Raw genomic sequence first — 15,073 nt, 5'->3', positions numbered from 1 at the left:
CCTGACATGCAGGATATCACAAGGCCCACTGCCGTGATGAGCGAACGGCGCGTGACATTCGTCGGCGCGCTTCTGACCACGCTCGGGCCGATTTCCATGGCCATCTATACGCCCGCCATGCCGCAACTCGTGCAGGCTTTCGGCACGACGGAAGCCGCGATCAAACTCAGCCTGTCGCTCTTCTTTGGCGGTTTTGCCGTCGCACAACTGGTGGCAGGCCCGCTGTCGGATGCGCTTGGCCGTCGAGCGGCAACGCTGATCTTTCTGGCGATCTATCTGGTCGGCTCTGCGCTCGCCTTCGTCGCGCCAACGGTAGAGGCGATCCTCCTTGCACGGCTCGTGCAAGGAATTGGCGCCTCGGTCGGCGTGGTGATCGGTCGGGCTATAGTCCGCGATCTCTACACGGGCGCCAATGCGGCACGTATTCTCAACATGATCGGCATCTTCCTGGCCATAGGTCCGGCCCTTGGCCCGACACTCGGAGGCCTTGCGCTCGCCGCCTTCGATTGGCATGCCGTTTTCGTCCTGATGATCGCCTTCGGCGTGGTAGCGACAGCCTGTACCTTTTTCCTGCTGAAGGAAACGGTCGTCCCGGACCCCTCACGGCTGGAACCGAAACAGTTGATCGGGAACTATGCGGAAGTGGTTCGAAAGCCGATCTTCCTTGCAACCTCTCTCGTTCTCAGCGGCACCATCGGCGCGCTTTACGCACAAGCGACCATGCTGGCCTTCATCCTGATCAACCGCGTCGGACTGACACCGACCCAGTTCGGGATCGGCATGCTGATGCAATCCGGTTTCTTCCTGCTTGGCTCGATCACGCTGAAGATGCTGTCTGCCAGACTGGGCAATCTTGTCTGTGCGAGAGTGGGGATCACGCTTTGCGGTATCGGCGCAATTGTCATGGCGCTTTCGGTCGCGTGGCTTGAGCCGTTCTTCCTGTCGATCATGGGGCCGGTCGCGATCTGCGCCTTCGGGCTGGCGCTCGTATCGCCCTATGTCGTGACCGTCGGGATGGCGCCCTTCCCCCATATTGCCGGATCCGCCTCCGCCCTGACCGGCTTTCTGCAGATGGCGGGCGGCTTCGTAGGCGGTTTTCTCGCCGCATCCTTGGGCGATCCTCTGACGGCGTTCGGGATCATCATCCCCGCCATGGAAATAATGGCCTGCGCCGCATTCCTCTGGCTGACCTATCTTCTGAAGCACCAGAAGGCATAGAAAAACCCGCCTCCAACACTGAAGGCGGGTTAAAGATTCTCGCGAGATGCAGGCGTTACTTGCCGAGATTGCGCTTGGCCAGCGTGCGAAGACGCAGAGCATTGAGCTTGATGAAGCCCGCCGCATCCTTCTGGTCGTAAGCGCCCTGATCGTCTTCGAAGGTCACGAGCTTGTCGGAGTAGAGCGACTTGGCAGACTCGCGACCGATGACCATGACATTGCCCTTGTAGAGCTTCAGCGTCACTTCGCCTTCCACATGCTCCTGGCTCTTGTCGATCAGAGCCTGCAGCATTTCGCGCTCCGGCGAGAACCAGAAGCCGTAATAGATCAGCTCCGCGTAACGCGGCATGATCTCATCCTTCAGGTGCGCTGCACCCCGGTCGAGCGTGATCGATTCGATCGCGCGATGGGCCGAAAGCAGGATCGTGCCGCCGGGGGTCTCGTAAACGCCACGGCTCTTCATGCCGACGAAGCGGTTCTCGACCAGATCGAGACGGCCGATGCCGTTGTCGCGGCCGTAATCGTTCAACGTCTTCAGAAGCGTTGCCGGGCTCATCTCCACACCGTTGATCGAGCAGGCATCGCCCTTGCGGAAGCCGATCTTGATCGTGGTTGCCTGATCGGGTGCCGCTTCCGGCGAAATCGTGCGCATATGCACGTATTCCGGCGCTTCCTGTGCCGGGTCTTCCAGAACCTTGCCTTCGGAGGACGAGTGCAGGAGGTTGGCGTCGACGGAGAAAGGTGCTTCGCCTTGTTTGTCCTTGGCAACCGGGATCTGGTGCTGTTCAGCGAAGTTCAAGAGATCTGTACGGCTCTTGAAGGTCCAGTCGCGCCATGGAGCGATGATCTTGATATCCGGGTTCAGCGCGTAGGCCGAAAGCTCGAAACGCACCTGGTCATTGCCCTTGCCGGTGGCGCCATGCGCGATGGCGTCTGCGCCAGTCTTCTTTGCAATGTCGATCAGATGCTTCGAGATCAGCGGGCGTGCGATAGACGTGCCGAGCAGGTAGACACCTTCATAGACGGCATTGGCGCGGAACATGGGGAACACGAAGTCACGGACGAATTCTTCGCGCACATCCTCGATGAAGATTTCCTTGATGCCCAGCATCTCGGCCTTCTTGCGTGCAGGCTCAAGCTCTTCGCCCTGCCCGAGATCGGCCGTAAAGGTCACGACTTCAGCGCCAAGCTCCGTCTGGAGCCATTTCAGGATGATCGAGGTGTCGAGACCGCCGGAATAGGCAAGGACGACTTTCTTCACGTCTTTCGGGAGTGCCATATCGAAAACTTCCGTCTGGAGGGGGCGGTTTGACTGGCAAATCCGCCTTCAGGTTTTGAATGGCGGCACTTTTAGCGAGTTTGCGGCGCGGTTCAAGTGCAGGCAGCCAGATGGCCGGAACTTCGCTCCTTCCGTTGAAACCCCACGGAAAGGCCCCATATGCCTTTGCCGACCCTATCGTTCGAAGAGGATCACCATGAGCATTCAACATCCTGCATTTGCGAAGGGCCATGTGGCCGTCATCACGGGTGCCGCCTCCGGCATCGGCCTTGCTGCGGCCAAGGAATTTGCACGCAACGGTTTGTGTGTCGTGCTGGCAGATCTGGAGGGCGACAAACTCGATGAAGCCTGCCGAGATGTGCAGGCTCTGGCCGAAGGCGGCGAGGCCGATGTCGTGGCAATCGCGACCGACGTGTCGAAGCCGGATCAGCTCGAATCTCTGGAACGGGCAGTCATCCAGCGGTTCGGACGCGTTCATGTCCTCATGAACAATGCAGGCATTCAGCCGGGCAGCAGCCTGTTCGGGCCACAGGCCAATTGGGATAGCGTTTTCGCCGTCAACCTGATGGGCGTCGTTCATGGAACCCGGATTTTCGCCAACGACATGATGGCGCACAACGACCCGGCGGTCATCATCAACACCGGCTCGAAACAGGGCATTACAACACCACCCGGCGATCCGGCATACAACGTGGCAAAGGCAGGCGTGAAGGCGTTTACCGAGGCGCTTCAGCATGAGCTGCGCAACACCGAAGGCTGCCATGTTGAGGCTCATCTGCTCATTCCGGGCTTCGTCTACACCGGTCTGACAGCAAACGGCCGAACAGAAAAGCCATCCGGTGCCTGGACGCCGGAACAGACCGTCGACTTCATGCTGAGAAGCATCGAACGCGGCGACTTCTATATTCTCTGCCCGGACAACGACGTGGACCGTCAGACAGACGAGCGTCGGATTGCCTGGGCCGCAGGCGATATCATCGAAAACCGCCCGCCCTTGTCGCGCTGGCACAAGGACCACGCTGAAGCGGCAAGCGCCTTCATCGCCAAGCGCTGATTGGCAAATTAGGCAAGGCAGGATAAAGCTTCGGAACAATCACTGTTCCGAGGCCGTCCCATGGATTTTCTGCCCAGCGCCGCCACCCTGATCACATTCACCGGAATGTGCCTGCTGCTGGCCATCACGCCCGGTCCGGACATGACACTGTCCATCAGTCGCGCGCTTTCCCAAGGCAGCAAGCGGGCACTTTATGTGGTGCTTGGAACGACCATCGGCATCATGATCCATACGCTGCTGGTCGCCTTCGGCGTTTCGGCGCTCATCACCGCTTCGCCAACAGCCTTCTTTCTGCTCAAGACAGGCGGCGCAGCCTATCTGCTGTGGCTCGCCATACAGGCTGTTCGCTATGGCTCGAACCTGAAGGTGGAGGCCGTCGAAGGCGAGAAGACATCCGTCTGGAGCAATATCTCGACAGGCCTCTGGGTCAATCTGCTGAACCCGAAGGTCATCATCTTCTTCATGACCTTCCTGCCGCAATTCGTGACGGCAGGGGATCCGGCGGTAACGCAGAAGCTGATTTTCCTCGGCTTCTTCTTCATCTTCGTGGGTAGCCCCATCAACGTCCTGGTGATTTTTGCCGCCGACCGTCTGGCAAAATGGCTGCAGGCCAATCCGAAAATCCTGCGCGGCATCGATTACACCTTTGCCGGTGTGTTCTCGGTCTTCGCGCTCAAGATCTTCATGACACAGGCAAAGTGAGGAAAAGGGCGAAGTGACAAGAGATGGGTCGCAAGGCGGAAGACCCGCCTCGCCGTGTCATCCAATCAGCAGCTCGTCGTCGTCCAGCTTCTGGCCACGAATCTTGCGGAACATCTCGATCAGGTCTTCCACCTGAAGATCCTTCCGGCTGCCTCCGGACACATCGAGAACAATCTCGCCGCCATGCAGCATCACGGTGCGGTCGCCGTAGTCGAGCGCCTGACGCATGGAATGCGTTACCATCAGCGTCGTCAGCTTGCGCTCTGTGACCACCTGATCCGTCAACTGCATGACGAATTCCGCCATGCCCGGGTCGAGCGCCGCCGTATGCTCGTCCAGCAGCAACACGTCTGACCCGGCAAGCGTTGCCATGACGAGCGATACCGCCTGACGCTGCCCGCCGGACAGAAGATCCATGCGGTCCTTCAGCCGATTTTCGAGCCCCAGGTTTAGCGAGGCAATGCGCTCCTTGAAGAATTCACGCCGCTTTGAGCCGAGCGCAGGCATCAGCCCCCGCACCTTGCCACGCGCCGCCGCCAGCGCCAGATTTTCCTCAATGGTCAGCGCGCCGCAGCTTCCGGCCAAGGGATCCTGAAACACGCGCGCCACCTGTCCGGCGCGCGCTGCCGTCGGCTTGCGGCTCACATCCACATTGCCGATGGTTACGCGGCCTGCCGTTGGCAGAACATCGCCCGCCAGCACGCCCAGCAGCGTGGACTTGCCGGCGCCGTTCGATCCGATCACGGTTACGAAGGAACCTGTTTCGATCGTGAGTTCAATCTTCTTCAACGCCTGCTTTTGCAGCGGCGTCCCGCGACCAAACACCACCTGGATATCGCTGAGCGAAATCATGCGGCACCTCCCGAGCGCCGCAGGCGCGGCAGAATGAGGGCGATGGCAACCAGCACGGCCGTGACAAAGTTGAGATCGGAGGCTTTCAGACCCAGCGCATCGCTGGACAATGCAAGCTGGATGGCCAGACGATAGGCGATGGAACCAAAGACACAGCCAATCAGCGCCAGAAGAATGCCACGGGCACCCAGCAGCGTCTCACCTATGATGACGGCAGCCAGACCGACGACGATTGTTCCGACACCGGACGTAACGTCAGCAAATCCGTTGGTCTGCGCGAACAGCGCGCCGCCGAGAGCGACGAGGGCATTGGAGAGCGCCATGCCGAGATAGATCTGGCCGCCGGTATTGACACCCTGTGCCCGCGCCATGCGGGAATTGGCACCTGTCGCCCGCATGGCAAGGCCCGCATCGCTTTCCAGAAACCGCCAGACGAGAACCACCGCCACGATAACCAGCAGCCCGACAAAGATGGGACGCACGAGATATTCCGGCACGCCCTGCCCGAAAAAGGCCGAGAGCATCGTATCCTGGTTCAGCAGCGCGACATTCGGTTTGCCCATGACACGCAAATTCACAGAGAAAAGCGCAATCATCGTCAGGATCGAGGCGAGCAGGTTCAGGATCTTGAAGCGCACATTCAATGTGGCTGTCACGAGACCGGCAGCCGCACCGGCCACCATGGCAACCGCAGTCGAAAGCCACGGGTCGAGACCGCTGATGATCAATACCGCAGCAACAGCGGCACCGAGCGGAAAGGATCCGTCCACGGTGAGGTCCGGAAAATCGAGAATGCGGAAGGCGAGATAAACCCCGATCGCGACGAAGGCGAAGACGAGGCCCAGTTCGACAGCGCCCCAGAATGCAATTTGGCTCACAGTCAAGTCCTTGATGGGCAGGAGGAAGAGGCCTCGGGTAAGGACCCAAAGCCTCTTCTACAGCATGTTGCGTTCAATCGTCCTCGATTGAACGATAACGTACATGCGGCAAGAAAAGATCGAAAGTGCGGCTCTGTTGTATCCAATAAGGTGCGCCGCGCTTTAAAGTCAGTTATTCGATGATCTTGGTGGCGCGCTTGGTGGCACTTTCCGGGAAGGTGACCCCGATTGCACTGGCGGCCTTCTTGTTGAGAACGAGATCGGTACCAACGGCAACCTTGGCCGGAATGTTACCCGGCTTTTCGCCCTTCAGAACCTTGACGACGATGGCGCCCGTCTGCTTGCCGACATCGAAGTAGTTGAAGCCAAGAGCAGCAATTGCACCGCGCGCAACAGAATCCGTATCGGCGGCATAGAGCGGAAGCTTCGCTTCTGCGGCAACGCCGGCGGCCGCTTCGAACGCGGAGACGATGGTGTTATCGGTCGGCACGTAGATGACATCCGCCTTGCCGACGAGCGCACGCGTTGCGCCCTGCACTTCGGCAGATTTGGTCGCAACCGATTCCACAACCTTCAGGCCGGACTTTTCAGCAGCAGCCTTCAACGCAGCAAGTGTCGAAACGGAGTTGGCTTCGGCGGAATTGTAGATATAGCCAATGGTCTTCGCGTTTGGCGTAATTTCCTTGATCAGCGCCAGATGATCGGCAACCGGCAGCATGTCGGAAAGTCCGGTCACGTTGCGACCCGGCTTTTCCATGTCCTTGACCAGTTGGGCGCCAACCGGATCAGACACGGCTGTGAAGACGATCGGAATATCGCGTGTTGCCCCGACGACAGCCTGCGCGGACGGTGTGGAAATCGGCACGATGACATTGGGAGCATCGCCGACGAACTGGCGTGCGATCTGCGCAGCCGTTCCAGGATTGCCCTGTGCCGACTGATAGACAAACTTGAGATTTTCGCCTTCCTTGTAACCGGCTTCGGCAAGGGCCTGCTTCACGCCATCACGAGCGGCATCAAGCGCCGGATGCTCGACGATGGCAGTCACGGCAACGGTCACATTTTCCGCATGGGCGGGAAGGATAAAAGCAGTTGCGGCTGCAAGAGCCAGGATCAGGCGGCGCATGGGTGTCCTCCGGTTGTTGTCATTGCGGCTGTCTTTTAGGCCGCAAGACAACCGGAGGAAAGCGGTTTCACCTCACCTTTGCGCGATATCTGCACAAATTTGCCGCAGCGCGCCTCAAGAAGGAGCACATCAGGAAGAGCTACAGCAATTTACTGCAATCAATCGTCGTCTTCGCCATGACCGGCAATCATCATGGCCTCGAAGGCAAGTCGCTCCGTCTTGCGCATGCGTTCCGATTCGGACTTCAGCTGTCCGCAGGCCGCAAGGATATCGCGACCACGCGGCGTGCGGATCGGCGAAGCATAACCGGCCTGATTGATGAAATCGGCAAACTTCTCGATCGTCGCCCAGTCGGAGCACTGGTAATTGGTACCCGGCCAGGGGTTGAACGGAATGAGGTTGATCTTCGCCGGAACACCCTTCAGCAGCTTGATCAGTTCCTTGGCATCTTCGAGACTGTCGTTGACGTCCTTCAGCATTACATATTCGAACGTGATACGGCGAGCATTGGAGAGGCCGGGATAGTTGCGGCAGGCTTCGATCAACTCCTTCAGCGGATACTTCTTGTTGATCGGCACCAGCATGTCGCGCAATTCGTCACGCACGGCATGAAGAGAGATGGCGAGCATGACGCCGATCTCGTCACCGGTGCGATAGATTTCCGGAACGACGCCCGAGGTCGAAAGCGTAATGCGGCGCTTGGAAAGCGAGAGGCCGTCTCCGTCGGATGCGATCAGCAGCGCGTTCTTCACGTGCTCGAAATTGTAGAGCGGTTCGCCCATACCCATCATGACGATGTTGGTGACCTTGCGATCCCCCGTTGGCACGAAGGCGCCCGGCGGCGTATCCGCACCAGGAAAATCACCCAGACGATCGCGCGCCAGCAATAGCTGGGAAAGAATTTCTTCAGATGTCAGGTTGCGGACCAGCCGCTGGGTCCCCGTGTGACAGAAGGAACAGGTCAGCGAACAACCAACCTGGCTGGAAATGCACAGTGTGCCGCGACCTTCTTCAGGGATATAGACGGTCTCGACCTCGACCGGACGCCCGGCACCGCGCGGTGGAAAACGCAGCAGCCATTTGCGGGTGCCATCATTGGAAACCTGCTCTTCCACGACTTCCGGACGGGCAATGGTGAAATGCTGCTTCAGCATCTCGCGCATGTCCTTGGCCACATTGGTCATGGCATCGAAATCGGAAACACCGCGAATATAGAGCCAGTGCCAGAGCTGGCTCACCCGCATGCGCACCTGCTTGTCCGGCACACCCTTTTGCCGCAAGGCGTCTGCCAACTGCTCACGTGTCAGACCAATCAGCGAAGGTTTGCCGGACAGAAGATCCGGGTTCGCCACCAGCGGTGCCTTCACGAGATCCGCAACTGCCATCACGTTGGAAACAGTCATTCCAAAAATCCTATCCGAGCGGGCCAAATCATAACCCGGTTGCGGCCAGCCTGCCAGATGCGCAGCCAGACGCATTGCGTGACCCGATGTCGTGAGTGAAATGCGAACGAGTTCCGCTCCGCGCAAGGGGAATTCACAAGAACCCCCGCAGATTGGCTCGCAGGGCCGCGCTTTAGCACTGTTTTGACCATTCGTCACCCCCAACGCAAAAAGGCCGGAGCGACCGGCCTTAAAGCAAAAAAGCGGGAATAGAGGCTTACTTGCAGGTTTCGATCTGCTTGAGCGCTTGCGAGAGGCCTGCCAAGGAATAGGAATAGCTGGTGCCTGTTCCGCGGAGCGAGGTGGCCTTGACGGTCATGTTGGATCCGCTTTTCATGGCAGCGACGAGTGCAGGTTCTTCGGCGGCATTTTCCACCCAGGCAGCCTTATCCTTCACGAACATTACGAAGTTCTTCTTGTCGACGGTGACATTCACCTTGGAGTCGGCCTTGAGGGGGTATCCCATCATGGCCTGTGGCTCGTAGGAAATGTTCTGACCCGGACGCTGGGAGATAATGAAGAATATATCGCCATGATCAACGCTTGCCGGCTCCTTCGATGTCGGAACGGACAAGACATAGCAGACGGTGGAATTGCCGGACTTGTAGGAATAGGCGCCCCAGGCCTTGAATTGCTGGATACGCGTCGGAGACGGTGCCTGCGCTGCAGCGACACTTGCGCCAGCGAGCAAGAGAGTCGACGCGATGGCGATCTTCTTAAGAAACATGTTGTCCTGCCAGTGTTCTGATGAAAGGCCGACCGCACGACATGGCCGGGCCTCAGGGGTCGCGATCAGTTAGACTTTGACTTAATTCTGGTTACCAAACCGTCAACGCCGCATTCAATAAAAACAGCTATCCCGGCTCGAAAGGCTGATCACGAACCAAACCGAGGCATTTGCCTCCATTATGTCCCGTAATCTCTCCCGCTAACGAAAGATGCGATGATTAGGGCAGGAATTTGACATCATGAACCAGCAGCACACACGACGCCGAAAATGCAACCCCGGTCAGGGTCTGGAGCCGTCTGATGTTGTCGCCTCAGCCATGGCGGGATCGGGGGCGAGAGCCTCATCGGCCGCCTCGTAATGACGATCCTTGATATGCGTCTGTATCATTCGAAAAGCGGCCGCCAGAACAGCCACATCGTCCGTAAAGCCGACCACCGCCAGGAAATCCGGCACGACATCGATGGGGAGGACGAAGTAGCCGAGGGCTGCGAGCAGCACGCCGCGAACACGCGTGGGCGTCGCCGGGTCCGTTGCACAATAATAGGCAGCCACCACATCGCGGCTGAACGGAACATAGCGGGCGGCACGCTTCATCGTTGGCCAGAACTTCGAGCGGACGGACTTTTCCCGTTTGGTTTGCGTCGCTTCGTCACCGGGAAGCAGAATCTCGCCAATCTTGACATCGTCCATCGTGATCTCCGCTGAAGCCTTGCACGTGCCTCCTATATGGGTTCGCCCATCCCGGCATTCAAATCCGGTGCATGCTGGCCTGCTCCATGGCCTGAGCCAATTTCACATCCAGCTCCGTCACCCCCTGCGCATCATGGGTGGTGAGCGTCACATCCACACGCGAGTAGACGTTGAACCATTCAGGATGATGATCGAGCTTTTCGGCAACCAGCGCACTTTCCGCCATGAAGCCGAAAGCTTCGACGAAATTGCGAAATTTGAAGGTCTTGGAGATAGCAAGCCCGTCCTCCCGCAGCTTCCAGCCGGACAGGGAGGCAAGCGCCGTTTCGATTTCCGATGATTTCAGTCTCGATCTGGACATAGGATCAGAACACGCTGCTTTCGCTGGCCAGTTCACCAGCCGCGTAGGATGCCAGACTTTCTTGAAGCGGGAAGACCTCTTCCGTCAGATAAGGCCCGCCGCCAACCGATTCCTTGGACGACATCAGCACGAAACGCGGAACCGTGAATGACATTGTATGAAAGTTTCCGCGCCCTGACAGGTATTGCACTACGTCGTCCAGACGGGAGTTTTTGAGGCGGGCCAGCGTTACATGCGGCGTGAATTTGCGCGGATCCGGCGCAAGCCCCACCCGCATGCAGATGCGGTCGATCTCGCCTTGCAAGGCCTGAAGTTCCGGAGATGGAGAGACGCCAGCCCAGATCGAATGCGGCTTCTTCGATCCGAAAGAACCAATTCCCGTCAGCGTCAGTTGGAATTCCTCGCGATCGATACGATCCAGACGATCGACGATCTCATCGGCAGTTCGTCCGTCGACGTCGCCGATGAAACGCAAGGTGATGTGGTAGTTATCGACATCGATCCAGCGCGCTCCTGGCAATCCGCCCCTCAGCAGGGAGAGGCTGAGGGCAATATGGCGCGGGATTTCGAGGGCGGTGAAAAGTCTCGGCATACGCGAACCTCCTCGAATCTAATGCAGTATCAACAGCGGAACACGCAATTGCGTTCCGTGCAAGCCGCTTTTTTTGTCCCGCAAAAATCACCTGTGGGCGGGAAGCGATTTTATAAAGCTTTCAATGGTAGGAAGACTGCGCTCAACCATCACGGCCACGCCTTTTGCGTTGGGATGCATGCCATCCTCCAGCTGAAGATTTGCCTGCGTCACGACTCCATCCAGAAAGAAAGGATAGAGCGGCACGCCGTATTTTTGTGAAAGCCGCGGATAAATACTGTTAAAGCGATCCTGATACTCCTTGCCGAGGTTTGGCGGCGCCAGTATGCCCACCAAAACCACCGGAATATTGCGCTCCTTCAGCCGCGCAAGCATGGCATCGAGATTCTTCTCGGTCTGGTCCGGCGAGATACCGCGCAGGGCATCATTGGCACCCAGTTCGAGAATGACACCCTTTGTGCCGTCCGGGATAGACCAATCGAGCCGCGCAAGACCTGCCGATGTGGTATCGCCGGACACACCGGCATTGGTAATCATGACGTCGATCCCCTTGGCCTTCAATGCCGCCTCAAGCTGTGCGGTGTAGGACTCATTCTGGGGCAGTTGATAACCGGCCATGAGGCTGTCGCCGAAGCCCACAATCTGCAGGCTTTCTGCCCGCGCAGAACCGAGCCCGCCGAGAACGGTCGAGACGATGACAATCACGTGAAGCAAAGCCGCTTTGAATTTCATGAACCCACTTCCTAGATTGGTCAGGTTGCCGCGAGGCGACAAACCTTGCTGAATAAGATGTTCCCGCCTCGATATAGGACCGATTTTCGTGAGCAACACCATCATCGAATTGAAGAAGGCCGATTTGACCCTGGGCAGTGCTGCCGCCTCGGTCCACGTTCTGAAAGGGATCGACCTCAAGATTGATGAGGGTGAAGCCGTTGGTATCGTTGGCCCTTCTGGATCGGGAAAATCGACTCTTCTGATGGTCCTTGCGGGTCTTGAGCGGCTCGATTCCGGCGAGATTCACATTCGCAACACGCCGCTTCACAATCTCGGTGAGGATGCGCTGGCGGATTTCCGAGGCCGCAACATCGGCATCGTATTCCAGTCGTTCCATCTCATTGCCAATATGACGGCACTCGAAAACGTCGCCGTGCCGCTGGAACTGGCCAATGTTTCCAATCCCTTCGACATTGCCAAGCGAGAGTTGACGGCCGTCGGTCTCGGTGAGCGGCTGAACCATTATCCAGGGCAGCTTTCCGGTGGCGAACAGCAGCGTGTGGCGATCGCCCGTGCCTTGGCGCCCTCTCCGGCCGTTCTCATCGCCGATGAGCCGACAGGCAACCTGGATACGGAAACCGGCAAGCAGATTGCGGACCTTCTTTTCTCCAAGCAGACGGAACGCAAGATGACGCTGCTGCTGGTGACCCATGACAATGCGCTCGCCGCCCGTTGCTCTCGTCAGATCCGCGTTCGCTCGGGCGAGATTGCAGGCGACAGCCGGGAACCCTCCAAGCCTGTGGCGGCATTCGCATGACTGCGGCAAAACTCCCTCGCTTTTCCATTGCGTTGAAGCTTGCCTTGCGCGAACTACGCGGCGGCCTGTCGGGCTTCTACATTTTTCTCGCCTGCATTGCGCTCGGAACAGGCGCGATTGCTGCGGTGAATTCGGTATCCCGTGGCATCACCGATGCCATTGCCAGTCAGGGCCAGACCTTACTGGCGGGCGATATCCGGTTTGAGCTCAACAATCGTCTCGCCAATGATCAGGAGCGCGCCTTCTTGGAAAGCCTCGGACAGGTTGCTGTCTCCACCGGACTTCGATCCATGGCCCGGATGCCGGACGGTTCTCAGCAGGCTCTTGTCGAGGCGAAGGCCGTCGATGGCGCCTACCCGCTCTACGGCACCGTTGAAACCGAACCGAAGGCCCCGCTGAAAGACCTCCTCGCCAGCGCTAATGGAAGCTTCGGGGCTCTTGCTGCACCGCTTCTGCTGGAGCGGCTGAACGTGAAAGTGGGCGACGAACTCCTGCTCGGCAGTGTTCGACTGCGCATTTCAGGCATTCTGGTCACCGAGCCGGATGCCCTGTCTGAAGGTTTCGGCTTCGCGCCGCGCCTTCTTCTGTCGCAGGAAGCGCTGCAGGCATCGGGTCTTATCCAGACCGGAAGCCTGGTCGAGCACGCCTACAAGATCAAGCTGAATGATCCGTCGATCCGCAACACGCTGGGGGCGCGTGCCAACCGCGAGTTCCCGGCAGCGGGATGGTCCATTCGCACCGCCGATCGCGCCGCACCGTCGCTGACGGAGAATGTCGACCGGTTTTCGCAATTTCTGACATTGGTGGGCCTGACAGCGCTCATCGTTGGCGGTGTGGGCGTTGCCAATGCCGTGCGCGCCTTTCTGGACTCAAAACGGACCAGCATCGCCACCTTCAAGTGCCTTGGCGCCCCTGCTTTCGTCGTAACCCTCATCTACCTGTTCCAGATCATGCTGATCGGCTCGCTGGGCGTCATCATCGGTCTGGCGCTTGGCGCTGTCGCTCCCTTTGCGGCGTTCGGCTTCCTTCGGGAATTTCTGCCGATTTCCGCCGACGCCACCCTCTATCCCGGAGCGCTTGCTCTGGCCGCCGCCTTCGGTCTGCTGACGACCTTTGCCTTTGCGGTCCTGCCGCTTGGCCATGCCCGTGAAGTGCCTGCCACAGCGCTTTTCCGCGAACAGAGCTTCGACCAGACCAGATTGCCGTCCTGGCCCTATCTGCTGGCAGCAGCCGTCGCGCTCGGCGGTCTGGCAGCCCTGGCGATCTTTGCCGCAGACGACCGCCGCATTGCCGTGATCTTTCTTGCCGCCGTTGCAGGCGCCTTCGTCCTGTTGCGTCTTGTTGCAGCAGCCATCTCCGCACTTGCCCGCCGCAGCCCTCGCGTCAACTCACCTGCCCTGCGACTTGCCATCGGCAATATTCATCGTCCCGGCGCTCTCACGCCGTCCGTGGTGCTGTCGCTCGGTCTCGGTCTTGCGCTCCTCGTGACGCTGGCTCTGATCGACGGCAATCTGCGCCGCCAGCTGACCGGTGCGATGACCCAGAATGCGCCGAACTTCTTCTTCGTCGACATCCAGAGCAATGAGAAGGAGGGCGTGGTCGAAACCGTCAAGCGATTGGCGCCGGACGGAAAGATCGTTCAGGTTCCCATGTTGCGCGGGCGGATTCTCGCCTTCAACGGCCAGGATGTTGCCCGGATGAATGTGCCGCCTGCCGGTCGATGGGTGCTGCGCGGCGATCGCGGCCTGACCTATACCCAGAACCTGCCGGAAGGCTCCAGCCTTGTCGAGGGAACCTGGTGGGATAAGGACTACAGCGGCGAACCGCTCGTCTCCTTCTCGGAGGAAGAAGGCAGGGAGCTTGGCCTGAAGCTGGGCGATACGGTCACCGTCAATGTTCTGGGCCGCAACATAACCGCCAAGATCGCCAATTTCCGCAAGGTCGAATGGCGCTCGCTGTCCATCAACTTCGTGATGGTCTTCTCGCCCAACACCTTCAAAGGTGCACCCCATGCCTGGCTGGCGACCCTGATGGACAGCACCGCCACACCGGCCAAGGAAGGCGAAATTCTGCGCGCGGTCACCACCGCCTATCCCACCGTCACCACTGTCCGCGTGAAGGATGCGCTTGATATTGCAAGCCAGTTGCTCGGTCAGCTGGCCACCGCCATTCGCGCGGCCGCAGCCGTCGCACTGGTCGCCTCCGTCCTCGTTCTGGCGGGCGCGCTCGCCTCGGGCAATAGGGCCAGAACCCATGATGCGGTCATCCTCAAGACACTGGGCGGCACCCGCTCCATGCTGATGCGTGCGTTCAGTTACGAATACATGATCCTGGGCTTCGCCACCGCGGTCTTTGCGCTTGTGGCGGGTGGAATTTCCGCCTGGTTCGTGGTCAGCCGCATCATGAAGATGCCGGCCACCTTCCTGCCGGATGTGGCAATCATGACGGTGATCGGTGCACTCGTCCTCACGGTCGGCATCGGACTCGCCGGCACCTGGCGCATCCTCGGACAGAAGGCGGCACCGGTTCTGAGAGAGCTTTGACGGACAAGATCGGCGGATTAAATTTTTGTCACTTCGCGGAATGGGGCGCAAAGGGCTTGAACCATTCCGGCTAAG

Annotated in this window: 15 protein-coding genes; 5 read left to right on the top strand and 10 right to left on the bottom strand. The window is 59.0% G+C overall.

The features are described 5' to 3' along the window. Nucleotides 1–6 precede the first annotated feature (6 nt). Entirely contained in the window at nt 7–1,218 is a 1,212-nt protein-coding gene (locus tag MUU53_RS01775; protein WP_247259334.1) for a multidrug effflux MFS transporter, read from the top strand. A gap of 55 nt (nt 1,219–1,273) precedes the next feature. On the opposite strand, the gene MUU53_RS01770 is transcribed toward MUU53_RS01775, so the two are convergent. Beyond that, nucleotides 1,274–2,497 carry an argininosuccinate synthase gene (locus tag MUU53_RS01770; protein WP_247259333.1) on the bottom strand — a complete coding sequence of 408 codons (1,224 nt, stop codon included), beginning with the start codon at nt 2,495–2,497 and terminating at the stop codon, nt 1,274–1,276. 196 nt (nt 2,498–2,693) lie between these two features. On the opposite strand from MUU53_RS01770, the gene MUU53_RS01765 reads away from it, so the two are divergent. After that, on the top strand, nt 2,694–3,551 hold the full coding sequence (locus MUU53_RS01765; RefSeq protein ID WP_247259332.1) for an SDR family NAD(P)-dependent oxidoreductase: 858 nt from the start codon (nt 2,694–2,696) through the stop codon (nt 3,549–3,551). A gap of 60 nt (nt 3,552–3,611) precedes the next feature. Continuing rightward, a complete protein-coding gene (locus MUU53_RS01760; protein ID WP_062556128.1) occupies nt 3,612–4,253 on the top strand; it encodes a LysE family translocator in 642 nt (213 codons plus the stop codon). 57 nt (nt 4,254–4,310) lie between these two features. On the opposite strand, the gene MUU53_RS01755 is transcribed toward MUU53_RS01760, so the two are convergent. The 9 genes from MUU53_RS01755 to MUU53_RS01715 all read right to left on the bottom strand — a co-directional run bounded on the left by MUU53_RS01755 (nt 4,311) and on the right by MUU53_RS01715 (nt 11,656). Continuing rightward, a complete protein-coding gene (locus MUU53_RS01755; RefSeq protein ID WP_247259331.1) occupies nt 4,311–5,105 on the bottom strand; it encodes an ABC transporter ATP-binding protein in 795 nt (264 codons plus the stop codon). Continuing rightward, complete coding sequence (locus MUU53_RS01750; RefSeq protein ID WP_247259330.1) at nt 5,102–5,983, bottom strand: ABC transporter permease; 882 nt, start codon at nt 5,981–5,983, stop codon at nt 5,102–5,104. The genes MUU53_RS01755 and MUU53_RS01750 overlap by 4 nt, the downstream gene beginning before the upstream one ends. Nucleotides 5,984–6,155: 172 nt before the next feature. Continuing rightward, on the bottom strand, nt 6,156–7,109 hold the full coding sequence (locus MUU53_RS01745; RefSeq protein ID WP_165134109.1) for an ABC transporter substrate-binding protein: 954 nt from the start codon (nt 7,107–7,109) through the stop codon (nt 6,156–6,158). A gap of 158 nt (nt 7,110–7,267) precedes the next feature. Beyond that, nucleotides 7,268–8,494, bottom strand: a complete 1,227-nt coding sequence (rlmN, locus tag MUU53_RS01740; RefSeq protein WP_479683721.1) for a dual-specificity RNA methyltransferase RlmN — start codon at nt 8,492–8,494, stop codon at nt 7,268–7,270. Between the two features lie 274 nt (nt 8,495–8,768). After that, nucleotides 8,769–9,278: an invasion associated locus B family protein gene (locus MUU53_RS01735; protein WP_247259329.1), complete on the bottom strand. Its 510-nt coding sequence runs from the start codon at nt 9,276–9,278 to the stop codon at nt 8,769–8,771. 282 nt (nt 9,279–9,560) lie between these two features. Beyond that, nucleotides 9,561–9,971: a YkvA family protein gene (locus tag MUU53_RS01730; RefSeq protein ID WP_247259328.1), complete on the bottom strand. Its 411-nt coding sequence runs from the start codon at nt 9,969–9,971 to the stop codon at nt 9,561–9,563. Between the two features lie 58 nt (nt 9,972–10,029). Next, on the bottom strand, nt 10,030–10,332 hold the full coding sequence (locus tag MUU53_RS01725) for a 4a-hydroxytetrahydrobiopterin dehydratase (RefSeq protein ID WP_247259327.1): 303 nt from the start codon (nt 10,330–10,332) through the stop codon (nt 10,030–10,032). Between the two features lie 4 nt (nt 10,333–10,336). Then, nucleotides 10,337–10,924 carry an RNA 2',3'-cyclic phosphodiesterase gene (gene thpR, locus MUU53_RS01720; protein WP_247259326.1) on the bottom strand — a complete coding sequence of 196 codons (588 nt, stop codon included), beginning with the start codon at nt 10,922–10,924 and terminating at the stop codon, nt 10,337–10,339. A gap of 87 nt (nt 10,925–11,011) precedes the next feature. Next, complete coding sequence (locus MUU53_RS01715; protein ID WP_247259325.1) at nt 11,012–11,656, bottom strand: arylesterase; 645 nt, start codon at nt 11,654–11,656, stop codon at nt 11,012–11,014. 88 nt (nt 11,657–11,744) lie between these two features. Here MUU53_RS01715 and MUU53_RS01710 point away from each other — a divergent pair, with 88 nt between their 5' ends. Further along, nucleotides 11,745–12,455 carry an ABC transporter ATP-binding protein gene (locus MUU53_RS01710; protein WP_247259324.1) on the top strand — a complete coding sequence of 237 codons (711 nt, stop codon included), beginning with the start codon at nt 11,745–11,747 and terminating at the stop codon, nt 12,453–12,455. Continuing rightward, nucleotides 12,452–14,998 (top strand): ABC transporter permease, encoded by a 2,547-nt coding sequence (locus MUU53_RS01705; protein ID WP_247259323.1) that lies wholly within the window; start codon nt 12,452–12,454, stop codon nt 14,996–14,998. The genes MUU53_RS01710 and MUU53_RS01705 overlap by 4 nt, the downstream gene beginning before the upstream one ends. Nucleotides 14,999–15,073: the final 75 nt, after the last annotated feature.

The organism is Affinirhizobium lemnae, assembly GCF_022968395.1.
Lineage (GTDB): Bacteria > Pseudomonadota > Alphaproteobacteria > Rhizobiales > Rhizobiaceae > Neorhizobium > Neorhizobium lemnae.
The sequence above is the reverse complement of the archived record's forward strand: the minus strand, read 5'-3'. Positions and strand labels throughout refer to the sequence as shown.